General features: G+C 60.2%; 21 protein-coding genes. 7 read left to right on the top strand and 14 right to left on the bottom strand.

The window, feature by feature from the left end; all coding sequences use genetic code 11:
- Nucleotides 1–141 precede the first annotated feature (141 nt).
- From LOY52_RS01120 to LOY52_RS01070, 11 genes are all read right to left on the bottom strand, one after another.
- Nucleotides 142–939: a MetQ/NlpA family ABC transporter substrate-binding protein gene (locus tag LOY52_RS01120; RefSeq protein ID WP_027611172.1), complete on the bottom strand. Its 798-nt coding sequence runs from the start codon at nucleotides 937–939 to the stop codon at nucleotides 142–144.
- 167 nt (nucleotides 940–1,106) lie between these two features.
- Nucleotides 1,107–2,039 carry a sigma 54-interacting transcriptional regulator gene (locus LOY52_RS01115; protein ID WP_258677826.1) on the bottom strand — a complete coding sequence of 311 codons (933 nt, stop codon included), beginning with the start codon at nucleotides 2,037–2,039 and terminating at the stop codon, nucleotides 1,107–1,109.
- Between the two features lie 56 nt (nucleotides 2,040–2,095).
- Nucleotides 2,096–2,677, bottom strand: a complete 582-nt coding sequence (locus tag LOY52_RS01110) for an alpha/beta hydrolase (RefSeq protein ID WP_003220572.1) — start codon at nucleotides 2,675–2,677, stop codon at nucleotides 2,096–2,098.
- Between the two features lie 293 nt (nucleotides 2,678–2,970).
- Entirely contained in the window at nucleotides 2,971–3,372 is a 402-nt protein-coding gene (locus LOY52_RS01105; protein ID WP_003220570.1) for a biopolymer transporter ExbD, read from the bottom strand.
- Nucleotide 3,373: 1 nt separating this feature from the next.
- Nucleotides 3,374–4,099 carry a MotA/TolQ/ExbB proton channel family protein gene (locus LOY52_RS01100; RefSeq protein WP_027611170.1) on the bottom strand — a complete coding sequence of 242 codons (726 nt, stop codon included), beginning with the start codon at nucleotides 4,097–4,099 and terminating at the stop codon, nucleotides 3,374–3,376.
- 44 nt (nucleotides 4,100–4,143) lie between these two features.
- The gene (locus tag LOY52_RS01095; RefSeq protein WP_096797441.1) at nucleotides 4,144–4,959 is read right to left on the bottom strand and encodes an energy transducer TonB; all 816 of its coding nucleotides are present in this window, start codon (nucleotides 4,957–4,959) and stop codon (nucleotides 4,144–4,146) included.
- Between the two features lie 274 nt (nucleotides 4,960–5,233).
- Nucleotides 5,234–5,569 carry a hypothetical protein gene (locus tag LOY52_RS01090; protein WP_258677819.1) on the bottom strand — a complete coding sequence of 112 codons (336 nt, stop codon included), beginning with the start codon at nucleotides 5,567–5,569 and terminating at the stop codon, nucleotides 5,234–5,236.
- Nucleotides 5,570–5,621: 52 nt separating this feature from the next.
- Nucleotides 5,622–5,945, bottom strand: a complete 324-nt coding sequence (locus LOY52_RS01085; protein WP_258677818.1) for a hypothetical protein — start codon at nucleotides 5,943–5,945, stop codon at nucleotides 5,622–5,624.
- Between the two features lie 162 nt (nucleotides 5,946–6,107).
- Nucleotides 6,108–6,434 (bottom strand): hypothetical protein, encoded by a 327-nt coding sequence (locus LOY52_RS01080; RefSeq protein ID WP_258677817.1) that lies wholly within the window; start codon nucleotides 6,432–6,434, stop codon nucleotides 6,108–6,110.
- 189 nt (nucleotides 6,435–6,623) lie between these two features.
- Complete coding sequence (locus LOY52_RS01075; protein ID WP_258677816.1) at nucleotides 6,624–7,967, bottom strand: aryl-sulfate sulfotransferase; 1,344 nt, start codon at nucleotides 7,965–7,967, stop codon at nucleotides 6,624–6,626.
- Nucleotides 7,968–7,990: 23 nt separating this feature from the next.
- Nucleotides 7,991–10,351 (bottom strand): TonB-dependent receptor, encoded by a 2,361-nt coding sequence (locus tag LOY52_RS01070; protein WP_258677815.1) that lies wholly within the window; start codon nucleotides 10,349–10,351, stop codon nucleotides 7,991–7,993.
- 165 nt (nucleotides 10,352–10,516) lie between these two features.
- Here LOY52_RS01070 and LOY52_RS01065 point away from each other — a divergent pair, with 165 nt between their 5' ends.
- Complete coding sequence (locus tag LOY52_RS01065) at nucleotides 10,517–11,461, top strand: LysR family transcriptional regulator (RefSeq protein WP_258677814.1); 945 nt, start codon at nucleotides 10,517–10,519, stop codon at nucleotides 11,459–11,461.
- Between the two features lie 215 nt (nucleotides 11,462–11,676).
- Entirely contained in the window at nucleotides 11,677–13,293 is a 1,617-nt protein-coding gene (locus LOY52_RS01060) for an alkaline phosphatase family protein (protein WP_258677813.1), read from the top strand.
- 103 nt (nucleotides 13,294–13,396) lie between these two features.
- Here LOY52_RS01060 and LOY52_RS01055 read toward each other — a convergent pair whose 3' ends face one another.
- Nucleotides 13,397–14,317, bottom strand: coding sequence for a TauD/TfdA family dioxygenase (locus tag LOY52_RS01055; RefSeq protein ID WP_025111029.1), 921 nt, complete (start codon nucleotides 14,315–14,317; stop codon nucleotides 13,397–13,399).
- Nucleotides 14,318–14,498: 181 nt separating this feature from the next.
- On the opposite strand from LOY52_RS01055, the gene LOY52_RS01050 reads away from it, so the two are divergent.
- The gene (locus LOY52_RS01050) at nucleotides 14,499–15,419 is read left to right on the top strand and encodes a LysR family transcriptional regulator (RefSeq protein WP_258677812.1); all 921 of its coding nucleotides are present in this window, start codon (nucleotides 14,499–14,501) and stop codon (nucleotides 15,417–15,419) included.
- Nucleotides 15,420–15,504: 85 nt separating this feature from the next.
- Here LOY52_RS01050 and LOY52_RS01045 read toward each other — a convergent pair whose 3' ends face one another.
- Nucleotides 15,505–16,518: an ABC transporter substrate-binding protein gene (locus LOY52_RS01045; protein WP_258677811.1), complete on the bottom strand. Its 1,014-nt coding sequence runs from the start codon at nucleotides 16,516–16,518 to the stop codon at nucleotides 15,505–15,507.
- 398 nt (nucleotides 16,519–16,916) lie between these two features.
- Between LOY52_RS01045 and LOY52_RS01040 the strand changes: the two genes are divergently transcribed.
- From LOY52_RS01040 to LOY52_RS01030, 3 genes are read left to right on the top strand one after another with little or no spacing between them, the layout of a single operon-like run.
- Nucleotides 16,917–18,515: an ABC transporter permease gene (locus LOY52_RS01040; protein WP_258677810.1), complete on the top strand. Its 1,599-nt coding sequence runs from the start codon at nucleotides 16,917–16,919 to the stop codon at nucleotides 18,513–18,515.
- Complete coding sequence (locus LOY52_RS01035; protein ID WP_095137867.1) at nucleotides 18,512–19,327, top strand: ABC transporter ATP-binding protein; 816 nt, start codon at nucleotides 18,512–18,514, stop codon at nucleotides 19,325–19,327. Before LOY52_RS01040 ends, LOY52_RS01035 begins: the two co-directional genes overlap by 4 nt.
- A 13-nt stretch (nucleotides 19,328–19,340) precedes the next feature.
- Nucleotides 19,341–20,951, top strand: coding sequence for an arylsulfatase (locus tag LOY52_RS01030; RefSeq protein WP_258677807.1), 1,611 nt, complete (start codon nucleotides 19,341–19,343; stop codon nucleotides 20,949–20,951).
- Between the two features lie 111 nt (nucleotides 20,952–21,062).
- Here the strand turns inward: LOY52_RS01030 and LOY52_RS01025 are convergent, their stop codons facing one another.
- Complete coding sequence (locus tag LOY52_RS01025; RefSeq protein ID WP_258677805.1) at nucleotides 21,063–22,136, bottom strand: fatty acid desaturase; 1,074 nt, start codon at nucleotides 22,134–22,136, stop codon at nucleotides 21,063–21,065.
- Between the two features lie 100 nt (nucleotides 22,137–22,236).
- On the opposite strand from LOY52_RS01025, the gene LOY52_RS01020 reads away from it, so the two are divergent.
- Complete coding sequence (locus tag LOY52_RS01020) at nucleotides 22,237–23,241, top strand: AraC family transcriptional regulator (protein ID WP_115988474.1); 1,005 nt, start codon at nucleotides 22,237–22,239, stop codon at nucleotides 23,239–23,241.

Here is a 23,241-nt window from a genome sequence, read left to right as displayed (position 1 = left end):
GAAGTCCTTCGGCCTCCAGCGGGAGCAAGCTCCCTCGCCACAGGAATGTCGATCCCACAAAGCGAGCACGCACAAAAACGCCGATGACCATCACTGGCCATCGGCGTTTTCATACCTTGAAGGGGTGGTTCACGCGTCGGATCAGAACGCCGGCAATACCGCGCCGTTGTACTTCTTCTCGATGAACGCTTTGACTTCCGGGCTGGTCAGCGCAGCGGCCAGTTTCTTGATGGCGTCGCTGTTCTTGTTGTCCTCACGGGCCACGAGGAAGTTCACGTAAGGCGAATCAGCGCCTTCGATCACCAGCGCATCCTTGGTCGGGTTCAGCTTGGCTTCCAGCGCGTAGTTGGTGTTGATCATGTCCAGATCAACTTCCTTCAGCACACGTGGCAGCAGGGCCGATTCCAGTTCCTTGAACTTGAAGTTGTGCGGGTTCTTGGCGATGTCTTTCGGGGTCGCCAGGGCGTTTTTCGGATCTTTCAGCTCGATCAGGCCAGCCTTCTGCAGCAGGATCAGTGCGCGGCCGCTGTTGCTGCCTTCGTTAGGGATGGCGATGGTCGCGCCGTCTGGCAGATCAGCCAGTTTCTTGTACTTGCTCGAGTAGCCACCGAACGGTTCAACGTGGACGCCTTGCACGGTCACCAGGTACTTGGACTTGTCGTCCTTGTATTTGCCGGCGTTGAAGCTGTCCAGGTAAGGCTTGGTCTGGAAGTAGTTGGCATCCAGACGCTTCTCGCCAACCTGCACGTTCGGCTGCACGTAGTCGGTGAAGACCTTGATTTCCAGATCCACGCCTTCTTTGGCCAGGGTCGGTTTGATCAGCTCGAGAATTTCCGCGTGCGGCACCGGAGTCGCCGCCACCACCAGTTTCTCGCCGGCCTGGGCCAGGGAAGCAGTCAGAGCAGCCGCCAATGCGGTAAACAACAGAACCTTTTTCATGCAGTGTCCTTATCGAGAATCACGGTCGCGAATGGCGACGGCTATTAATACGAGTGCCAGTGAAGTGCTATCTCTGGCGTGAAGCGGACAATACCGGGATTTTTTATTCCCGCACAATAACGTTTATTCACTTTGATATTCCATTTCGTTCATACAGAAGCAAACGGCTACAACTGCTGGCTCAAACCAATCAGCAGATCTTTCAAAGCCTTACGTTCGTCGACGCTACCGCCGATATTGATTTGTGCTACCAGTCGTTCGATCTGAAGCTGCGGCCCAGACACTTCGGGCAGGTTCAGGTGCTCCGGGAGAATTTCGTCACCGGTGCTGACCAGCAGCGCAAAGTGAATGACGTTTTCCAGCTCGCGGGTGTTGCCCGGCCAGCTGTGGCGCTCCAACAGGTGCTGCGCCGCTTCGCTGATCAACGGCACCGGCAGATCCAGGCGCTGGCTGTAGATGCCGAGGAAATACTCCGCCAGCGACAGGATGTCGCCAATCCGCTCGCGCAGGGCCGGCAATTCCAGCTGACCTTCGCTGAGGTAGTGATAGAGCCGTTCGTGAAATTTCCCCGCGTCCACCGCCTGTGCCAGATCAATGCTGGTTGCCGCCACCAGCCGCACATCCACCGGGCTTGGCTGATGTGCGCCGACGCGGGTGACCTCGTGGTTTTCCAGGGCGGCGAGCAGTTTGACCTGGATCGGCAACGGCAGATCGCCGATTTCGTCCAGATACAAGGTGCCGCCGTTGGCCGAACCGAACCAGCCGGCGCGACTGCTCGCCGAACCGGTGTAACTGCCGGCGGCATAACCGAACAGCTCGGCATCGGCGTAGGTAGGACTGATCGCACCGCAATTGACCGAGACGAACAGGCCGCTGCGATCACTGGCACGATGGATATGGCGCGCGAGCAGCTCTTTACCGGTGCCGGTCTCGCCACGAATCAACACCGAAATGGCTCGCGGCGCCAGGTGCTCCAGCTCCTCGCGCAACTGGCGGGAGCGGGGATCGACGAACACCAGCGCCTTGGCGCGAATGCTCAGGGGACTTTTTTCCGCATCGGGAAAGGTCAGCAACGGCTGACCGAACGTTTCGAAACTCATGGCATACTCCCGCCCAGAACCGCCGGCAGACGGGGGCGTTCAAAAAAGAAAAAGGTTCAAGCGCGACGCCGGGCGTGGTGTTCCATACGGTTTTGCAGGCGATACAGATAAGCGAAACCCTGCTCCCAACGCTGATGCCCGGACTTGACGTTGATGTGCCCGGCACCGGCAAGAATCCCCGCCTCGGCGCCCCAGTTGCGCGCCAGCTCGAGGGCGCGCGGGGCGCTGACGGCGGCGTCGTTGTCGGAACTGACCACCTGGCTGGGGAACGGCAGCAGGTCGGTCGGGATCGGCGCGAAATTGCGCAGTGCCGGCGCGCAGGCCGGACGCTCGACATCGGCCGGTGCGACCAGCAACGCGCCGCGCACCTGACGCAGGTATTGCACGGGCGCGGTAGCCGCCCAATGTGCAACGGTGATGCAACCCAGGCTGTGAGCAATCAGGATCACCGGCGTGCTGTCGGCAGCAATCGCTTCGGCCAGCGCCGCCACCCAGTCTTCACGGCGCGGCGTCAGCCAGTCGGCCTGCTCCACGCGTGCGCTGTTGGGCAGACTGTTCTGCCAGTGGGTTTGCCAATGATCTTCTGGCGATCCTTGCCAGCCCGGCACAATCAGGTAGCGGATTGATTCGTTGCGCATGGGGAGCTCTCCTGCGTCGTGTCTGTTCCTGATCGAGTATAGGGACGGGATTTATATTCGTTAAGGAATAAGAAGCTATTTATTAAGACCTATAAAGAATATAAGTTGCCTTTTGTAGGAGCTGCCGAAGGCTGCGATCTTTTGATCTTGTTCTTAAAAGCAAAATCAAAAGATCGTCCGATCGCGGCCCGAGCCTTCGGCAGCTCCTACAGGTATTGGGTGTGGGTTAAAACCGGGATAAAAAAAGGGCCGCACCCTGCCAAGGAGACGGCCCCGGAAAAACGAAAATCTGGTTACCGCGCAGTGATCACCGACAATTTGGTAATCCCCGCCCGCTCGATCGAAGCCATGGCCCGCGCCACTTCGCCGTAGTTCACCCCGTCGTCGGCCTGCAATTGCACGCGCACTTCCGGGTCTTTTGCCTTGGCCGACTTGAGGTTGAATTCCAGCAAGTCCGGCTGAATTTCATCCTTGTTGATAAACAGTTTGCCGGCGCCGTCGATGCTCACCACCAGCGGATCTTTTTGCTCGACCGGCGCCACCGCTTCGGTTTTCGGCAGGTTGATCGGGATCGCATTGGTCAGCAGCGGCGCGGTGACGATAAACACCACCAGCAGCACCAGCATCACGTCCACCAGCGGTGTCACGTTGATCTCGCTCAGCACCTCGTCGCTGTCTTGCGTGGAGAAGGCCATATCAGGACGCCTCCTTCACTTTTGTCGCGTTGCCCGGTGCCGCGACCTTGTGCGCCGTCGGGTGGATCAGCACGCGAAACGAGCTCTTTTGCGCCAGGCTGTAGAAGTCGTGGGCGAAGTCATCCAGGTCCGCCGCCGTCAGTTTCAGACGCCGCAAAAAGTAGTTGTAAACCAGCACCGCCGGCACTGCGACCGCGATCCCCACTCCGGTGGCAACCAGTGCCGCACCGATCGGACCGGCAACTGTTTCCAGGCTCGCCGAGCCTGCCGCGCTGATGCCTTTGAGCGCTTCCATGATTCCCCACACCGTGCCGAACAGGCCGATGAACGGCGAGGTGCTGCCAATACTCGCGACCACCGCCAGACCGGTTTCCAGCGAACGGCGTTCGCGGACGATCTGCTGGCGCAAGGCACGTTCGAGGCGATCCTGATGGTTGATCGCCTGGCTCAAGTCATTGGCCTGTGGCGCCTCACCCACCTGGATCGCCGCGTAACCGGCCTGAGCGACTCGTGCCGCAGCACCAGGCTGGGTTTCGCTCAACTCAGCGGCGGAATCCAGACTCGACGCCGCCCAGAAACGTTTATGAAACTTGCGATCCTGCGCCTTCAGACGACCGAACTGCACAGCCTTGAGCAGCGCCAGTCCCCAGGTGGCAACGGAAAAAACCACCAGCAGCCAGATCACCGCACTTTCGATGGATTCCAGTGGAGAGGCCAGTAACGTCATGATGTGTTCCCTCGTGTAAACATTTAGCGCGAATAGGTTTCGGTTTAATGAATCTTGAAATCGATGGGCACGCTGACCCAGCCGTCCTGGGCGACATCACCCTGCTTGGCCGGCACGAAGCTCCACTGTTTGACGGCGTTGAGTGCCGCATCGTCGAGCTGTTGCCGACCACTGCTTTTCTGAATCTGGATCTCGCCCGGTTTGCCATTGGCCAACACGTGCACCCTTAGCATCACGGTGCCTTCCCAGCCGCGACGCTGGGCCAGCGATGGATATTCCGGCGCCGGGTTCTTCAGATACGCCGCGTTCGCCGAGGCCGGGGTCACTGGCGCGGGAGCCGGTGGCGCGGGTGGTGCCGGGGCCGCGACCGGAGCGGCCGGTTGTGGCGGCGCCGGAGGCTGTTCGACTGCTTTCGGTGCCGGTTTCGGCACCGGTTTGGCCACCGGTTTCGGCTTGGGCTTGGGAATCGGTTTGGGTGGCGGCGGCTTCACCGCCAACTCGTCTTCAACCGGCGGCGGCGGCTCAACGACCGGTGCCGGTGGCGGTGGTTCGACCACTGGTGGCGCGGGTGGCGCCGGCCGCGAAAACTCGATGGTCATCGGTGGAATTTCCGGCGGCACGATCGGCAACGCCGGCGTCGGATGCTGGTTGATCCAGTAGATCACCGCACCGTGCACCAACAGCGCCAGCACGCCGAGCAGAATGGTTTCACGGCGGCTCAGAATGCCCTTGGGCGCACGCTGCAAACGCAGCTGCCCCAGCGGCACACGATGCGGCCGGCCGAGATCGACCAATTCGCCACTCGGCGTCTGACGCCACAGCAATTCCTGTGCGCTCGCGGCGGTCTGGACATTGCCCATTGATTCACTCCCTGCGGTCTCTTTGCGAAGTACCCGACCGGTCGCCGCAAACATCCCCCGGGCGACCGGTCGTTGGGTGAATCATTGGAGCAATCGCTTATCTCCGAAAGTAACTTTTATCGATGTATTTAGATTTTTTACGAATATGAATTTTCTTGGATTGTCGCGAAGCCACGGCCTGCAAGGCCTGGCGCCGAGGGCTGAATTTACAATGCTTTTCAAGCATGAAAAATATTCGGCTAAGGCATGCGAAACACGCTCATTTCGCACTTCTTCAGCGGTGTTGCCGGATGAATTCCAGGCCATTCAACCCGATGTTGCCCATCATGTCCGCCGCGCTGCCCAGAGCCCGCAAGCGTGTGTAGGCCTGATCGGGCGAGAACATCACCCAGGCTTGCCCCTTGCCATCGGCCGTCAGCATATTGAAAGAGATGGCGACCGGGCCTGTTGAAAAACCATGCCTGAAATGGAAATTGCCAAATGCGATCGGATAATCGGTGCCGGACCGTGACAGGGTTCCGGTGAAGCTGCCGGTGCGGTCATCGCCCTCGGTCAAGGTCAAGGTTGTATCTGAGGGTTCATGACGATAAACGCCGTTGATCGTGGACATGTGCAGCATCCTTGCTTGGTGTTTGAGAGAGAAACCTGGCGCTGGCTGCGCCTCATGCATGGCGAACGAAGTCGCCCGGCAGGCTGCTGACCACGCCGTCATAGGTAACGCGCACGCAGTGCCCTTGCAGTTCATGAGTGCCGCGACTTGGCGAGAACAGGGTCAGGGCGAAATAACCGTGATCCTGGTTATTGGCAATCAGCGTGACCACGGTTGGCGGCTGGTAGCCGTTGAGGCTGGCATAACGGCCATTGACGATGCCGTAGTTGATGCCTTGGTAATGCAACGTGCCGGCGAAGACCCCGGTGCGGTCATCGGAATCGACAATGGTCAGAGAGGGCCCATCGAAGGTGTTGGAATAAAGCGCATTTTGCATGTAAGCGTCCTGCTCGAATGATTGAGTTCACCTCGAGCTTAGAATCAGACGCCAGCAAACGCTGTCATCCATAGGAAGCGCAACCAACATGAAAATGACTTATTTCATGTAAGAAAAAAGCCGCCAGGCTCAATAGCATGACGGCTTTTTTGTGACACAAAATTACTGTTTAACAAACTCTCCAGCCAGGCCAACAACATCACCATCAAAGTTGTTACGCGAACCCACCGCACGAACTTTTGAGTAGTTGTGATCCGGCGAGAACAGCGTCCAGGATTGATAACCGGTGCCGTCATTCAGAGCCGCGAAGGTGATGATCGTAGGCTGCCCGGTGCTGTTCTGGAAATGGTAATGCCCGTAAGCGATGTCGTAGTTCACGCCGTTCTGACTGAACTTGCCGCTGAAGGTGCCGTTGGAGTCGTTGCCATCGGTAATCGTCAGTTTGGCGCCAGCGTTAGCGTTTACATAAGTTCCATTAATGCTCGACATAACGTGATTTCCTTTATCGTTGAATAAGTGTCTTCCGATGAGAGCAAGTTCCCTCCTGGAAACTCACGACCCTCAGGATGGTTGGCCATTCACTTATTGTCCACGCGACTTTTCAACGAAATTGCAATAAGCACTATTCATCTCTCACATAACTTATCGCCATTCATTCGAGCATTAATTCCATTTCAACTAACGACTTGCGCTGGTCTGCTGCGCCGCCGATGCCGGGGCAATGACGGCTGTTTCCGAACGCGGCGTGCCCGCCGGCACCCAGTCGTAACTCACAGGCAACGCGCGATAGACCCAGTTGCTGATCGCGTCACTGCCCGGCGCCTTGCCCAGAAACGGGCTGACGTATTCCCAGACATTTTCGCCGCTGGCCGTGACCTGGAAAAAGCGCCCGTTCATGCCTTCGTCGATCAGCGTATTGCCGTTGGGCAAACGTCGCGCGCTGCTGATGAACGAGCTATAGAACGCCCACCCCGGCTGCTTCGAATTCGCCGCGCTGTACTGCCAGACGATTTCATTTTTCTGCGGGTCGATTTCCAGCACTCGCGAGCCGGAAATCAGCCCGAGGGTGACGTTCGGATACCCCGCCGAACCCTGGTTGTCGAACACCAGCAAGTTGCCCGCGCCGGGCAGCCCGGCCGGGATGATGTGCGCGTCGTGCTGGCCGACAAATTGATCCACCGGACGCGGCAGTTTCTGTGCGGTTTTCGGGTTGATCAGCGGCAGGTTCGGGCCGAGGCGCCAGACCACTTTGCCGCTGTGTTTGTCGATGATCGCGATGAAATTGGCGTTGCGTGAATCGAGCAACAGGTTATCCGGATTGAAGCGTTTGTCGCCGGCATCGAACCACTTGTTCGGCCCGACCACGCTGAGGTTGTTGATGTGCAGGTAATCCGGGTTGCCGCTGGCGCGCACCAGTTTCAATTGCTCCGGGGTGAAGCCGAATTCGTCGAGGTGTTCCGAGGCCAGCCACTGCCATTTCACCTGCCCGTCGGGGCTGACTTCATAGATCGCATCGTCGATCACCTCGGGCACTTTGAAGCCTTTGACCTGGTGCACCTTGTTCGCCAGCACCACGGTGTTGCCGTTGCTTAACCGGCGCTGATCATGATGCTGTTGCGCCGCACCGCCGGGCGCCTTGTCGCCCCACTGCCAGACCACTTTGCCGTTCCAGTCCAGCTCGCCGACACTCTGATTGCCCAGACCGTTGCCGGCCGAACCGAGCTTGCCCGGGTCCTTGTCGCTCAGTTGCAGCAGCACATGCCCGCGCTCGCCGCCGACCAGTTGCGGGTCGATGATCGCCGAGGGAAAACCCGCTTGCGGCCAGTTCTTGACTTCGTTGCCGTTCATGTCGATCAGGTGCGTCTGCTTGTCGGCTCCACTGAAAATCACGTACTGATTGAACGCCTTGTCCGGGTCGTAACGGGTGACGCCGGTCGGGTACACGCTGGGGGCGGCGAACGCCCCGTTGCTTAATGCCGCGCTGGATAACAACAGGGCTAAGGCGGTTTTGCCTGGCAACATGATGCAGCTCCTTGAATGACAGATCAGAAGTCGTAGCGACCGGTAACGCCGAGGGTGCGCGGCGTGCCGAGCAGGCCTTCATAACCGCCGTTGCCGCCGGTCCACAGGGTCGTGTAGTAGGTCTTGTCGAAGGCGTTTTTCAGCCACAGCGAAACGTCCCACTGGCCCTGATTGAAATCGCCACGCAGACCGGTGGACAGGTTGACCACCGCATAACTCGGGATCTGCCCGTAGTCGGAATCCTCGACCGTGCCCACCGCTTTCGAGCGGAACGCGTAGCTGGCGGTGACGTAGGGTTCGAAGCCGTTGGCCAGATTCCATTTGTATTCGCCGTTGGCGTTGCCGATCCATTTCGACGCGCCGACCACCTGGTGCCCGCTGAGGTCGCAGGACGCCGGTGCGCCCGGTGCCTGGCTGACTTCCGGCGGGCATGGCGCATCTTTATACGAGAGGTAGCTGACGTCGTTGTACGAGCCGTTGAAGTTCAGGGTAAGGCCGCGCAACGGGATCACCGTGCTTTCGAATTCGACGCCGCGCGAGCGCACCGAGCCGGCGTTGGTCAGGTATTGCACGCGGTTGACGTCGTCGTAGGCGTTGGTCTGGTAGGCGTTGACCTGAGTCCAGAAAACGTTGGCGTTGAGCTGCAGACGCCGATCCCACAGGGTGCTTTTGAAACCGAGTTCGGCGTTGTTGGCGCGCTCGGTGCCGATCAGCAGCGAATCGGCGCCAGCGGTTGGAGCAGACCCCACCGCAAGGTTCACCCCACCGGATTTTTCCCCGTGAGACAGCGTGGCATAGCCGAGCAGATCATCGGTGATGCGATAGCTGAGGTTGAGCAATCCGGACGGGCTGGAGCTGTACTGATTGAGATCGCCGGAGTCGTAGGCGCCGGTGCGTCCGCGTCGTGCCGTGGCCGCTGCGCCGGTGACCGTGGCGCCACCGACCGGCGCATCGCGAGTGACCCAGGCGTTCTTCTCTTCATAGGTGCCGCGCACCCCGGCGGTGAAGTCCAGGCGCTCAGTGAGGTGCCAGGTGCCTTGGGCGAACAGGGCGAAACTGTCGGTCTTGATGTGGCCGTTGCCGACGCTGCCGACGTTGGCCAGCGCACCGCGTGGCGTGCCGTTCCAGATGTCGGCCTGCGGGCCGTAATAGGCGAAGGATTTGTTGTCCAGATCCGAGCCGAAGTAGTACGCGCCCACCACGTAATCGAAGAACTCGCCCTTGGGCGAGGCCAGGCGGAATTCCTGCGAGTACTGTTTGTCTTCGACCGAAACCCCGGCGTTGTAGGTCGCCGCAACGTTGAGACCGTCGTCGTTGGCCGGGGTGAAATTCCAGAAGCGATAGGAGCTGATCGAGGTCAGGGTGAAATCGCTCGGCAGCGTCCAGTTGGCCTCCACCGACGTGCCACCCTGATGCACGGTGACGTGCTGGTCGTTGTCCAGATTGACCTTGCGGTGCGAGCCGTTGACTAGCGTCGCACCGGCCGCATTGGCCCGCGATTGATAGAGGTTGACGCCATTGATGGTCGGCCCGGTGTTGTACAGCACGCGGGTGCCGGCGCTGGAGTCCTCTTCGTTGTAATCGCCGATCCAGCGCAGATTGAAATCTTCGTTGGGCTTGAACAGCAACTGCGCGCGGAAGCCATCGCGCGAGCCACCGTTCAGCTCATGGCCGTTGTATTCGTTCTTGATGTCGCCATCGCTGCGGGTGCGATAGGCCGAAAAACGTCCGGCCAGTTCATCGTTGATCGGCCCGGAAATGGTGCCCTTGGTCTGGAAATAACCGTCCTCGCCGAACGAGGTTTCGATGCTGCGCTCAGGGGTGAACGTCGGTGCGCGGGTGCTGATGTTGATCACCCCGGCGGTGGTGTTCTTGCCGAACAGCGTGCCCTGCGGCCCGCGCAGGACTTCGAGTTGTTCGATGTCCATCAGGTCGAACACCGCCATCCCCGGACGGCCCAGATACACGTTGTCGATGTACAGACCGACACTGCCTTCCAGGCCGTCGCTGGCCGGGTTGTTGCCCAGGCCGCGAATCGACACGCTGGACTGGCGCGCGTGCATGTAGGCGACGTTGACGCTTGGCACCAGTTGCTGCAAATCCTGAATCCGATAGACCCTCTGCGTCTCCAGCGTCTGGCCGCTGACCACGCTCATCGGCGTCGGCACATCCTGCGAGCTTTCTTCACGTCGGCGGGTAGTCACGGTCACGGTTTCCAGCTGCGAGCTGTTGGCCGCCGGTTTGCCGGCGGGGACTGGCGCCGGGGTTTCGGCGTCGGCGGCGTAGCTGTGAGTCCAGCTGGCACTCCCCGCCAGCAACAGGGCCAGAGGCAGGCGTTTGAGCCGTCGTGGCGTTAAGGGTGACGCAAGGTTCAACGGACTCATGGCGCGGCTCCTAGTCAAAAAACACACAGACATCTTCAGCGCTGCATATTCTTTTAAGTTATTTATTTATGGATTTACAAATATTTACTGCATAAGAGATTGCCTTTATAAGGAGTCGACCTAATGCATATCCAATGCATTTCCCGGATATTTTTTATGTGAAAAATGCATATCGACTTGCGCCAACTTCGACACTTCATCGCCCTCGCCGAACAACGCAGTTTCGTAGCCGGCGCGCAGGCGGTGAACCTGTCGCAGTCGGCGTTCAGCCGCAGCATTCAGGCGCTGGAACACAGCGTTGGCTGTCAGTTGATCGATCGCGGGCGCAAGGAACTGCCACCGACCAAGCAAGGCCAGGTGTTGCTCGAACATGCCCGGCGACTGGTCAGCGGTGCGCAGCAGATGGCCAACGAGATCAGCCAGTTCAATGGCCTGGAGGCTGGCGAACTGCGCTTCGGTTGCGGCCCGGCGCCGGCGGCCGGATTGATCCCGCGCGCGATCGGAGCGTTCATCGGCCGTTACCCGAAAGCGCGGGTGCAATTTCAGGTCGATGACTGGCAGAGCCTGAGCAAACGCCTGCTCAGCGAGGAGTTCGAATTCTTCGTTGCCGACACTCGACACTTCGAGGCCGATCCGGATTACCTGACGTATCGCTTGCGGCCGCGCAAATGGCATTTCTGTTGCCGTGCCGGGCATCCGCTGACGGCATTTGAACGAGTCTCAGCCGAGCAACTGATGAGCTATCCACTGGCAGTGAGCATTCGTCCGCCGAACTTGCGCAAGGTCATCGTCGACCTCAGCGGTCGCCCGGATTTCACGCCGAATGTGGAATGCGAAAACAGTTCCAGCCTGCTCAGCGTGGTGCTGCGTTCGGATGCGATCGGCATTGTCGGGGCGTATTCCGACGCGCTGCATCAAGCCAAGGGTGAGCTGGTGTGTTTGCGGATCGAGGGTCTGGCGGATGATCTGGAAGAGCTGTACACCCGCTATGGGATTGTCAGTCGGGCGGGGTATCGGTTGTCGCCGCTGGCCGAGGCGATGATTGAGCAGATCAAGGCGATTGATGCGGTGGATGACGAGGTGTGTTCGCTGGAAAATTTTGCCGTCTGACAGCACGCCTTCGCGAGCAGGCTCGCTCCCACAGAGTTAGCGTCGATCACAAATTCTGCGCTCACCACAATCCACTGTGGGAGCGAGCCTGCTCGCGAAGAGGCCGGTACAGGAGCCAATGCAATCCCTGCATAAAACCCATTCCCCAAATGCACTTGCCGAACACCCCCGTCGAAAGCGACAACCCTCGCCTGTCTTTCTGACCGGTGAATCTCATGTCCAACCCGCAAAACCCCATGCGCAACGTGCTGTACATCATGTGCGATCAGCTGCGCCGCGATTACCTGTCCTGCTATGGCCACCCGCATCTGCACACGCCGAACATCGATCGCCTGGCCGCCGCCGGCGTGCGCTTCAGCCGTGCCTACACCCAGGGCACGATCTGCGGGCCGTCGCGAATGTCGGCCTACACCGGACGCTACGTCAGCAGCCATCAGGTCGCGTGGAACGCCGTGCCGTTGCCCCTGGAAGAGCTGACGATCGGTGATTACCTGCGCCCCCATGGCATCCGCACTGCGCTGGTCGGCAAGACCCACGCCACCGCCAACGTCGATGCCTTGCAGCGTCTGGCGATCAACCCGGACAGCGCGCAGGCCGAGGTGCTCAATGAGGTCGGTTTCGAACCGTACTTTCGTCACGACGGGATCTTCCCCGACGACCCGCTGTTCGACGACAAACGCGAGTCCGCGCCCTACACCCATTACCTGCGCAAGCAGGGTTTCGACGGGCGCAATCCCTGGCACGACTGGGCCAACGCCGCCGAAGGTGAGAACGGCGAAATCCTCAGCGGCTGGCAGATGCGTCATGCGCATTTGCCAGCGCGAATTCCCGAGCAGTTTTCAGAGACTGTCTACACTACAAATCGAGCCATCGACTTCATCACCGAGCAAGGTGAGAAATCCTGGTGTTTACACCTTTCCTACATCAAACCGCACTGGCCCTACATCGTACCGGAACCGTACCACGCTTTGTACAGTACGAAATCGATTCTCGAAGCGGTCCGCGCGACGCCCTCCGAAGCCAGCAAACACCCCGTATACACGGCGTTTCGTCAACATGAGGAAAGCCTCAACTTCTCTCGTGATTCAGTACGATTGAATGTAATCCCCACCTACATGGGCCTGATCAAGCAGGTGGATGATCAGCTCGGGCGACTGTTTGATTTTCTGCAGAGCAACGGACGTTGGGATGACACACTGATCGTCTTCACCAGCGATCATGGCGATTTTCTTGGCGATCACTGGCTAGGCGAAAAAGAGTTTTTGCTGGAGCAAGCGGTAGGCGTGCCATTGATCGTGCGCGACCCGCGCGCCGCGGCGGACAACACTCGGGGCACGGTGGATGAGCGGCTGGCGGAAACCATTGATACGTTGCCGACGTTTCTCCAGGCCCTGGGCTTGCCGGGGGCCGAGCATCGGCTGGAAGGACGCTCGCTGATCCCGCTGCTGCACGGGGAAAATCCCGATTGGCGCCGCTACGCCATCAGCGAATACGACTACGCCTTCCAGGCACCTGCCCGCGAGCGACTTGGCCAGCCGATCGACCGTTGCCGCATGACCATGGTGCGCAGCGAGCGCTGGAAATACCTGGCGTACGACGGCTTTCGGCCGCAATTGTTTGACCTGTTGAATGACCCGCAGGAGCTGCGCGACTTGGGTGAGGATCCGGCCTACGCGGCGGTGCGCGAGGAGCATGCGGGGTATCTGTTCGAGTGGCTGCGCGGGCTGAAGCGGCGGACCACGATCAGTCATCAGGAGATTGATTTGCGTGGACAGCGGTTTCGCTATGGCGAGCCGGAGACCGAGAAAGTCGTGCAGATTGGCGTCTGGTGATTCCGGCAGGAGCTGCGGCACGCTGCGATCTTTTGATCCTGATCTTTAAAATCAAAAGATCGCAGCCTCGTTTCACTCGACAGCTCCTACAAGTACCGGCCGATCAGACGCCGACCAGCTCGGCACCTTTGATGGTTTGACTACGCTGCCCCGAAGCCCCAACTGGCACTTCACCCTTGAGCGTCACCCGCCGCACGATGCGATCCTGAGTGCCGTAATCATCAATCGCATAATGCTGAGTCGAACGGTTATCCCAGATCGCCACGTCACCGGCCTTCCAGCGCCAGCGCACGGTGTTTTCCTGACGGATCACATGGCTCTGCAACAGGCCGAACAGGTGCGCCGAATCGGCCTGCGAATAACCCTTGATGCGTTTGACGAAATGCCCCAGCAGCAAGCTCTTTTCGCCGCTGATCGGGTGCACGCGCACCACCGGGTGTTCGGTCTCGTAGACGGTCGAGGTGAAGATCTTGCGATAGCGTTCAAGCTTCTCTGCCGAGACGTCCGGCTTGGCCCCGGCGTAGTCGTACTCGTTGCTGTGCACGGCAACCAGTTTGTCCGCCAGCTCACGCAGCTCGCTCGGCAGTTCGTTGTAAGCGGTCGCGGTGTTGGCCCACAGGGTGTCGCCACCGAATGCCGGGGCCACCACCGAGCGCAGGATCGAAGCTTTTGGGTAGGCGTCGACGAAGGTCACGTCGGTGTGCCAGGAGTTGGCGCGCTGGCCCTCAGCGCCGTCCAGTTCCAGCAGATAACGCGTGCCCTCACGCACCGGTACGGTCGGATGCGCCACTGGCTCGCCGAGCAGATGGGCGAAGGCTTCCTGGCGCTGATCGTCGAGCTGGGTCTGCTCGCGGAAGAACACCACCTTGTACTGGATCAGCGCCTGCTGGATGGCTTCGACTGTGGCTGCGTCCAGCTCACCGGACAGATGCACACCACGGATTTCGGCGCCGATACGGCCGGCCACCGGATGGATTTCCAGCGCATGGACAGCGGGTTTTACAGCGAGTGCGGCATTGCTCATGGTTAGACCCTCATCGACTGCTTGCGGTTGGGCGGCAGCGAAGCATCGCTCTATCTATATTCCATTTACATCTAATAGATATTCACATGCTTCGTTGACGGAATAAGAGCTTGCATTTAAAACCTCAAGCAACCCTCGTCGCAAATGCCTTCGAGCTATTTTTAGGATGCCGGAAAAGCATATGGATCTTCGCCAGTTGCGCTACTTCATCGCCCTCAACGAACACCGCAGTTTTGTCCGTGCAGCGGACGCGATGGGCATTACTCAACCGGCGTTCAGTCGCAGCATTCAAGGGCTGGAGCAAGAGTTCGGCTGCGTGCTGGTGGATCGCGGAAACAAGGATCTGCGCCCGACGCCCGAAGGCCAGGTGGTGCTGCAACACGCCCTGACCCTGGTGCAAGGCGCGGCGCTGCTCAGCGCGGAAGTGACGCAGATGACCAAGCTTGATGCCGGTGAACTGCACTTCGGCTGCGGCCCGGCCCCGGCGGTGAAACTGGTGCCGGATGCGGTGGCGCAATTCATCAACGCGCACCCGAAAGTGCGCACCTGTTTTCAGGTGGATAACTGGGAAAAACTCAGCCGTGCGCTGAGCCGTGAAGAGATCGAATTCTTCATCGCCGACATCCGCCACTTCGAAGCCGACCCGAACTTCCAGACCCAGGCCCTGACGCCCAAGCGCGGGGTGTTTTTCTGCCGTCCCGGGCACCCGCTGCTGGCCAAGGAAAGCATGTCGACCAACGACATGTTCGACTACCCGCTGGCGACCACGCTGATTCCGCCGGGGATTCGCAAACTGCTGGCGAACCTCAGCGGCCGGATCGATTTTTCCCCGACCATCGAGACCGAGCACTTCCCGGCGCTGGTGAAAGTGGTGCTGCAATCGAATGCCATCGGCATCGGTACGGAAGAGGCGTTTTACGAGGACATTGCCCAAGGTTCACTGGCGCTGCTGCACTGGCGCAATCTGCCGCAGAATCTGGAGAGCATGAACGCGCGCTGCGGGATTGTCAGTCGCACCGGGTTTCGCTTGTCGCCGGCAGCAAGAGCGATGATCGAGACGTTAGTGGCGGTGGATAAACAGGCGATCAGCGTGGCCGTTTGAAGATCAAAAGATCGCAGCCTTCGGCAGCTCCTACATGGAGATGCGTTCTCATGTAGGAGCTGCCGAAGGCTGCGATCTTTGGCTTTTAAAGCTTGGCCGCCGCCAGTTCAGGCGCCACCCAATCGCTGACCTTGAACGGCTTGCGAATCAGCTTCTGCTGCGCCGCCAGGTCTACCGAGTCCTGCAACTTGCCGAGGAACACCGGGTCCAGCGTCGACGGGAACACTTCACTGAGTTTCTGATCCGCCAGATCCTGGGTCAGGATCACCGGTGGATAACTCGCCAGCCCCGACACCAGTTGCACATAAGCGTCCTTGTTGCTGTCCCGAGTCAGCCACTCAACCGCCTGCTGCTGCGCCTTGAGCAGTTTTGCCACGACCTCCGGGTGCCCGTCGATGAACTTGCCGGTGCCAACCAGCACCGATTGCACACTACCGGCACCACCCAGATCCTTGGTGTTCAGCGGCAATTCCGCCAGCCCCTTAGCTTGCAGCGCCGTCAGCCCTGAGCTACCCCACGACGCATCGATCTGTTTCGCCGCCAAGGCCGCGACCGCGCCGCTGAAGTCGAGATTGATCACTTTTAGGTCCTTCTCGCTCAAGCCCTGACTGGCCAACGCCGCATCAAACGACAACTGCGTGGCGGTGCCACGGAAGATCGCCACGCGCTTGCCTTTCAGATCCTGCAGGGTCTTGATCCCCGAGCCCGGCACCACGCCCAGATATTGCTTCACCCCACGCGCACTGGCGCTGAGCAAACGCGTGTCGAGGCCATTGGATTTGCCGATGATCGCCGCGAGGTCGCCCAGATACGCCAGATCGACCTGACCGTTGGCAAACGCCTCGTTGATCACCGGCCCGGCGCCCTTGAAGAAGCTCCACTGAATCTTGATGCCCTGATCGGCGAAGGCTTTTTCGAAGATCTGCTGATCACGCAGCACGTCCACCACACCGCCGCCGCTGTGCTGGGTGCCGGCGCTCAGGTCAGGCACGGCGATCCTGATTTCCTTGAGTTCGTCAGCCTGCGCGTTAAACGCCAGCAGGCCCGCCAGTGCCGGAATGGCAAACAGACTGAAGACTCGTTTGAAGGGAAGGTTCATGGGTACGGCTCCTTGATCACGACAGGCGTTGAGGAGCCGAAAGTAGGCCGAAGCACGACCTTCGCTTAAATACTATAAATGCACATTTTTATAGCTTTTGACGCTAAGCAAGCAATAACGCGGGCTGCAGCGGCGTATGCATTAACAGCATCGAAAATATTCTTCGAATGCATTGGATGCGCGATGCGCTGAAAGCCTTAAATGGCGCTGCTTATCTCCAAATATGATGTTTTCAATTTTACTTATAACGATTTGTTTTTAGCTAATGCCGCTAGAGATCGCAGCCGTCGGCAGCTCCTACAGGGGCGAATTCACGGGACGCGTACCCCTGTAGGAGCTGCCGAAGGCTGCGATCTTTTGATCTTGCTCCCGATCCAACCCGACAACGGAGGTCACCCATGGCCCGTGATTCCCTGCTCAGCCTGCCGCTGCCCGCGCCGCCCCTGAAAAGTCGACGGGTGTGGCCAAGCCTCAACCACCGCCTTTTGCCATGGCTGCTGCCGATCAGCCTGTTCGCGCTGTGGTGGCTGGCCGCACGCAATCAATGGATGAGCGAGCAGATCCTGCCGGCGCCATCGCTGGTGTGGACCAGCGCCATCGAGTTGTCACAGGGCGAGTTGTGGAGTCATTTGTGGATCAGCCTGCAACGTCTGCTCTGGGGCTTGCTGGCAGGGATCTCGGCTGGTGCGCTGCTGGGTGCCGCGCTGGGCTTCAGCCGTCGCCTCGAACGCCTGGTCTTCCCGACGTTCGCCGGTCTGGCACAGGTGCCGACGCTGGCGTGGATTCCGCTGTTCATGGTGTTTTTCGGCATCGGCGAAGTGCTGAAACTGGTGGTGCTGATCAAGGCCATCGTGGTGCCGGTGACCCTGCACACCCTGGTCGGCGTTCGTGATGCGCAACCGAAACTGCGCGAAGCCGCCGCCGTACTGCGCCTGCCGTCGTACTTGCTGATCCGGCGTCTAGTGTTGCCTGCCGCACTGCCGGCGTTCATGGCCGGCGTGCGTCTGGCCCTGGCCGCCGGCTGGACTTCATTGCTGGCGGTGGAGCTGTTGGCGTCCAGCGAAGGCGTCGGCTACCTGATGGTCTGGGCACGGCAACTGTTCATGCTCGATATCGTGTTCGTGTGCATCGTGGTCATCGGTGTGCTGGGTGTAGCGATGGATCGCGGCATCAGTTTTCTCGACCGCAAACTGGTGCACTGGCCGCACCCGGCCACTGCGGAAATCCGTCGTGGCCCGCGCTATGAAGGCTGGCAACGCCTGCAACCGTGGCTATTGCCGCTGAGCCTGATCGGTTTATGGCAAGTGGCGAGCGATCAGCAGTGGATCGATGCGAACATTCTGGTCAGCCCGCTGGCGGTGCTGGAAACAACAAAAAACGGGCTGCTCGACGGCACGCTGATCAGCGGCATGGCGTTGAGCCTCGGTCGTACCCTTGGCGGCTTGCTGCTCGGCGGCGGACTTGGTTTCGCCCTCGGCTTGCTTTTGGGGCTTTCACATACCAGCGAACGGCTGCTCGGCCCGACCCTCGCCGCCATTCGCCAGATCGCGATTTTTGCCTGGGTGCCGCTGCTCACCGCGTGGTTCGGTTTGGGTGAATTGGCGAAGTGGGTATTCGTCGCCCTCGCCGCGTTTTTCCCGCTGTTCATCGCCACCCAACGCAGCGTCGCCAACCTCTCGCCACAACTCAACGAAGCCGCGCAGGTGCTGCGCCTGAGCCTCGGCCAGCGCCTGCGTCGTCTGGTGCTGCCGGGTGCGGCGCCGGGGATTTTCGCCGGACTGCGCCTGAGCCTGATCTACGCCTGGCTCGGCACCATCGGCGCCGAATATTTCATGCCATCCAACGGCGGCATCGGCAGCCAGATGATCGGCGCCCAACAACTGCTGCGCATGGACCTGATCATGGCCGGGATGCTGCTGGTCGGCCTCACCGGCGCCCTGCTCAACCTCATCGGCCAACGCCTGGAAATTCGCGCCACTCGCTGGAGACACGCATGAACGCACCGATTGTCAGCTTCACCCACGTAGGCAAATCCTTCGACGTCGACGGTTTCGAACTGGAGGCGATTCGCGAATTCAATCTCGACATCGCCGAGGGCGAATTTGTCGCCATCGTCGGCTCCAGCGGTTGCGGCAAATCCACCTTGCTGCGTTTGCTGGTGGGTCTGGATACGCAGTTTCGCGGGCAGATCACCGTCGATGGCAAAGCCGTCAGCGGCATCGGCGGCGAGCGTGGCATCGTGTTTCAGGAGCATCGGCTGTTCCCGTGGCTGACCGTGGCCGACAACATCGGTTTGGGCCTGGTCAACGAGCCGCTGAGCACCGCCGAAAAGCAGCAGCGCATCAACGATTTCATCGACCTGGTCGGCCTGCGCGATTTCACCCGGGCCTATCCGCACCAGCTCTCAGGTGGCATGGCCCAGCGTGTGGCGATTGCTCGCGGACTGGTCGCCAGCCCACGGATTCTGCTGCTCGACGAACCCTTCGGCGCGCTCGATGCGCTGACCCGCCAACAGATGCAGGACGAGCTACTGGCGATCCGCGACCGGGCAAAAATCACCACAATCCTCGTCACCCACGACGTCGAAGAAGCGATCTTTCTTGCCGATCGCGTGGTGGTGATGGAGCCCCGTCCGGGACGGATCAAGCAAGTGGTCGACATCGCCCTGCCGCACCCGCGTCAGCGCAGCAGTTTCGACTTCCATCAGTTGCGTGAAGAGCTGCTGCACGAACTGACCAGTGACGACCATTACCAACCGAGCCTGCCGGTCCAGATCCGCGATCTGCCGCTGTCGTTCATTGCCTGCTGAGAGGAGCTTTTCGATGCCGCAACGCCCCAACTTTCTGGTGATTCTGGCCGACGATCTCGGTTTCTCCGACATCGGCGCCTTCGGTGGCGAAATCGCCACGCCGAACCTCGATGCCCTGGCCAACAACGGCCTGCGCCTGACCGATTTCCACACCGCACCGACCTGCTCGCCAACCCGCTCGATGCTGCTGACCGGCACCGACCACCACATCGCCGGCATCGGCACCATGGCCGAAGCGCTGACCCCGGAGCTGATCGGCAAACCGGGTTACGAGGGCTATCTCAACGACCGCGTTGTGGCCCTGCCGGAGCTGCTGCGCGAGGCCGGTTATCAAACCTTGATGAGCGGCAAATGGCACCTCGGCCTGACCGCTGAACTGGCGCCGCAGGCCCGTGGTTTCGAGCGTTCGTTCTCGCTGCTGCCGGGTGCGGCCAACCACTATGGTTTCGAGCCGACCTACGATGAACACACCCCTGGCCTGCTGAAATCGACTCCGGCGCTGTACATCGAAGACGACACCTTTATCGATGAGCTGCCCAAGGATTTCTACTCGTCGGACGCCTTCGGCGACAAGCTGCTGCAGTATCTCAAGGAGCGCGATCAGAGCCGGCCATTCTTCGCTTATCTGCCCTTCTCCGCACCGCACTGGCCGTTGCAGGCACCGGCCGACATCGTCGAAAAATACCGTGGTCGCTACGACGCCGGTCCCGAAGTCTTGCGTCTGGAGCGCCTGGAAAAACTCAAGGCGCTGGGCCTGATCGAGCCGGATGTCGAGCCGCATCCGTTGATTCAACTGAACACGCAATGGGCGGCGCTGAGCGATGAGCAACGGCAGATTTCCGCGCGGGCCATGGAGGTCTACGCGGCCATGGTCGAGCGTATGGACTGGAACATCGGCCGGGTGGTCGATTACCTGCGCCAGCAGGGCCAACTCGATAACACCTTCATCCTGTTCATGTCCGACAACGGTGCCGAGGGCGCGCTGCTGGAAGCGTTCCCCAAGTTCGGCCCGGAACTGCTGACTTACCTCAATCAGCATTACGACAACAGCCTCGACAACATCGGCCGCGCCAATTCCTACGTCTGGTACGGGCCGAGCTGGGCGCAGGTGGCGACGGCGCCGTCACGGCTGTTCAAGGCGTTCACCACCGAAGGCGGGATTCGCGTACCGGCGCTGCTGCACTATCCGCAACTGCCGATCAAAGGACATATCAGCCACGGCTTTGGCACGGTGATGGACATCACTCCGACGATTCTCGATCTGGCCGGCGTGCGCCATCCGGGCAAGCAATGGCACGGCAAACCGGTGGCGCCGCTGCGCGGTAAATCATGGCTGGGCTTTTTGTCCGGCGAGACGGCGCAGGTGCATGACGAGCACACCGTGACTGGCTGGGAGTTGTTTGGCCGCCGAGCGATTCGCCAAGGGTCTTGGAAAGCCGTGTGGATCCCCGGGCCGGTGGGGCCGGCGACCTGGCAGCTGTATGACCTGAGCAGCGATCCGGGTGAGATTCATGATCTGGCGTCGAGTCAGCCGGACAAGCTCAGCACCTTGATCGGGCATTGGCAGAGATATGTGGAGGAGACCGGGGTGATTTTAAGTGCTTCGCCGTTTCAGCCGGACTGATGTTGACTGATAGATCGCTTTCGCGAGCAGGCTCGCTCCCACAATCTGGATTTGCGAATACGATCCAGTGTGGGAGCGAGCCTGCTCGCGAATAGGCCTTCACACTCACCATCAAGCCCGGGCAGTGCGCACCTCTTCCTGCGCCACTTCATCCCGACGAACAAACCGATTAGCCCGCCCGAACGTGCCGAAATCATTGAACCGCACGCCCATCTCACGCATCACCTTATGCGCCACCGGCACGGTCATCTGCCGGATGTAAAACGGCTCCTTCACCACAAAATGATGAATCCCGTGGCTGCTGCCGAAGTTGAAGCAGAACGCCTGCAATGGCCACAACCACCAAGGGTTCAACACCTGGCATTGCTGCAGCACGTTGCCCGCCTCGATATCGCCGTAGTAATGCATGTTCGAGCTGATGAAGTGCAGGCAAAAGGTGCGCAGCACGTTCGGGCCGATGATCACCACCGCCGCGATATCGATCACCTGCATCACTGACAGCGTGGTCGCCGACCATTCAATCGGCGAACCCATGAGGTAGGCGATGCCATTCGCCGCATGGAAACCGAGGAACACGTACCACGCGCCCCAATGCACCAGCGCCAGTGGCGCATAAACCTTCAGGGTACGTTTGATGATGTTGATTTTGTGCGCCCAGGTCTTGGCCCTTAGCATGCGGATGAACGCCGACATCACGTTGTCGCCGACCATCAGCAAGCGCGCAAGACCCCAAGGCTCGCCGTTGGTGATCGCCCGCTCCTCCATGTCGGTTTCAGTGCCGGAGACCTTGTGGTGGTTGAGGTGCAGATGGCGGCGGATCCACGGATTGATCGTGCTCGGCCGCGCCAGCCACACCAGGCCCATCATCAGGTTGTGTGGCACGCGCTGCTTGCGGAAATACATGCTGTGGATCAGGTCGTGCTCCAGCTCGTGGGTCAGGGAGGCGAAAAACGCGTTGAGCAACAGGCATACCCACCACGCCATGTGGCCAGTGATGTACAGCGTCGCCGAACCGATCATCCCGGCCAGAGCAAAGGCCAGAATCCCCGCGCCGAAGGCGTCCTGGTGTTGCAAAATCGGATAGCGCTGACGCAACTCGACGCCCTTGGCCAGCACCACTTCGCGAATATGCGCTGATCGCTGGGCAGCATTGTGTCGCTGGGGACTTGCAGAAGTACGGTCCATGCTTCCATCCTCTGGTTATTGATGTTCGCATCCTGCCTTGCGAAAGCTTTATTGATGGTAGCCGTGAACGCCAACCTGTTGACCGGAAGCGCCAATCAGCATGAAGGAACCGACCTCTCTCGCCAGCTGGACCCGTGCCTTGCGCAAGCAACTCGATGCGCTGGGGCTGGACAGTCTCGGCCTGTGCCAACAGGCCGGGCTCGATCCGCAGTTGATGGACGACCCGAACGCGCGTTATCCGTTGTCCGGCACCACGCGCCTGTGGCAACTGGCAGTACAGTTCAGCGGCGATCCCGCGATCGGCCTGCGAGTGTCGCGGTTCGTCAGCCCGACCACGTTCCATGCGCTGGGTTATGCGCTGGTGGCCAGCGGCAGTCTGCGCGAAGTGTTCGAACGCATCGTGCGTTATCACCCGGTGGTCAGCGATGCGCTGGAACTGGAGTTGAGCCGCAGCGATGACCGCTATCTGTTTCGTCTGAAAATTCCGTCAGGCAATCCGGCGCCGGCCTTCGAAGCCATCGACGCGTTTGCCGCGATCTACGTGCGTACCTGCCGCAATCGCCTGGGTCGCGATTACGCGCCGCTGGCGGTGTACCTGCGCCGCCCGGAACCGTCCGATGCGCATCAGTGGCACAAGGTGTTCCGCGCCCCGGTGCATTTCTCCTGCGCCGAAGATCGCCTGGAGTTTGCCCTCGCCGACTTCGACAGCCACCTCGACGACGCCAACCCGGAACTGGCCGAACACAACGAAGCGGTGCTCAAGCGCACCCTGGCCCAGCTCCAACCGCTGACCTGGGAGCGCAAGGTGCGCGACGCCATCGAAGAACAACTGCCTGAAGGCGAACCCAGCGCCGAACGCATCGCCCAGGCCTTGCACCTGAGCCTGCGCAGCCTGCAACGGCACCTGGCGGACGAGGGCTGTCGCTTCGACACGCTGCTCAACGAGAGCCGCGAAAACCTCGCGCTGCTGCACCTGCGCGATCCGCAGTGTTCGTTGAGTGAAGTCAGTTACCTGCTGGGGTTTGCCGACACCAGCAGCTTCAGCCGCGCGTTCAAACGCTGGACGGGAATGACGCCGGGGCAGTTTCGCGATCAGTTGCGCTGA

The organism is Pseudomonas sp. B21-051 (assembly GCF_024748795.1).
GTDB lineage: Bacteria > Pseudomonadota > Gammaproteobacteria > Pseudomonadales > Pseudomonadaceae > Aquipseudomonas > Aquipseudomonas putida_A.
This window is presented reverse-complemented; position numbering and strand designations above follow the sequence as displayed.

What these genes read in the sequence shown, in the direction of transcription:
- LOY52_RS01120 (WP_027611172.1), bottom strand. Translation starts at nt 939, where the DNA reads ATGAAAAAGGTTCTGTTGTTTACCGCATTGGCGGCTGCTCTGACTGCT.
- LOY52_RS01115 (WP_258677826.1), bottom strand. Translation starts at nt 2,039, where the DNA reads ATGAGTTTCGAAACGTTCGGTCAGCCGTTGCTGACCTTTCCCGATGCG.
- LOY52_RS01110 (WP_003220572.1), bottom strand. Translation starts at nt 2,677, where the DNA reads ATGCGCAACGAATCAATCCGCTACCTGATTGTGCCGGGCTGGCAAGGA.
- LOY52_RS01105 (WP_003220570.1), bottom strand. Translation starts at nt 3,372, where the DNA reads ATGGCCTTCTCCACGCAAGACAGCGACGAGGTGCTGAGCGAGATCAAC.
- LOY52_RS01100 (WP_027611170.1), bottom strand. Translation starts at nt 4,099, where the DNA reads ATGACGTTACTGGCCTCTCCACTGGAATCCATCGAAAGTGCGGTGATC.
- LOY52_RS01095 (WP_096797441.1), bottom strand. Translation starts at nt 4,959, where the DNA reads ATGGGCAATGTCCAGACCGCCGCGAGCGCACAGGAATTGCTGTGGCGT.
- LOY52_RS01090 (WP_258677819.1), bottom strand. Translation starts at nt 5,569, where the DNA reads ATGTCCACGATCAACGGCGTTTATCGTCATGAACCCTCAGATACAACC.
- LOY52_RS01085 (WP_258677818.1), bottom strand. Translation starts at nt 5,945, where the DNA reads ATGCAAAATGCGCTTTATTCCAACACCTTCGATGGGCCCTCTCTGACC.
- LOY52_RS01080 (WP_258677817.1), bottom strand. Translation starts at nt 6,434, where the DNA reads ATGTCGAGCATTAATGGAACTTATGTAAACGCTAACGCTGGCGCCAAA.
- LOY52_RS01075 (WP_258677816.1), bottom strand. Translation starts at nt 7,967, where the DNA reads ATGTTGCCAGGCAAAACCGCCTTAGCCCTGTTGTTATCCAGCGCGGCA.
- LOY52_RS01070 (WP_258677815.1), bottom strand. Translation starts at nt 10,351, where the DNA reads ATGAGTCCGTTGAACCTTGCGTCACCCTTAACGCCACGACGGCTCAAA.
- LOY52_RS01065 (WP_258677814.1), top strand. Translation starts at nt 10,517, where the DNA reads ATGCATATCGACTTGCGCCAACTTCGACACTTCATCGCCCTCGCCGAA.
- LOY52_RS01060 (WP_258677813.1), top strand. Translation starts at nt 11,677, where the DNA reads ATGTCCAACCCGCAAAACCCCATGCGCAACGTGCTGTACATCATGTGC.
- LOY52_RS01055 (WP_025111029.1), bottom strand. Translation starts at nt 14,317, where the DNA reads ATGAGCAATGCCGCACTCGCTGTAAAACCCGCTGTCCATGCGCTGGAA.
- LOY52_RS01050 (WP_258677812.1), top strand. Translation starts at nt 14,499, where the DNA reads ATGGATCTTCGCCAGTTGCGCTACTTCATCGCCCTCAACGAACACCGC.
- LOY52_RS01045 (WP_258677811.1), bottom strand. Translation starts at nt 16,518, where the DNA reads ATGAACCTTCCCTTCAAACGAGTCTTCAGTCTGTTTGCCATTCCGGCA.
- LOY52_RS01040 (WP_258677810.1), top strand. Translation starts at nt 16,917, where the DNA reads ATGGCCCGTGATTCCCTGCTCAGCCTGCCGCTGCCCGCGCCGCCCCTG.
- LOY52_RS01035 (WP_095137867.1), top strand. Translation starts at nt 18,512, where the DNA reads ATGAACGCACCGATTGTCAGCTTCACCCACGTAGGCAAATCCTTCGAC.
- LOY52_RS01030 (WP_258677807.1), top strand. Translation starts at nt 19,341, where the DNA reads ATGCCGCAACGCCCCAACTTTCTGGTGATTCTGGCCGACGATCTCGGT.
- LOY52_RS01025 (WP_258677805.1), bottom strand. Translation starts at nt 22,136, where the DNA reads ATGGACCGTACTTCTGCAAGTCCCCAGCGACACAATGCTGCCCAGCGA.
- LOY52_RS01020 (WP_115988474.1), top strand. Translation starts at nt 22,237, where the DNA reads ATGAAGGAACCGACCTCTCTCGCCAGCTGGACCCGTGCCTTGCGCAAG.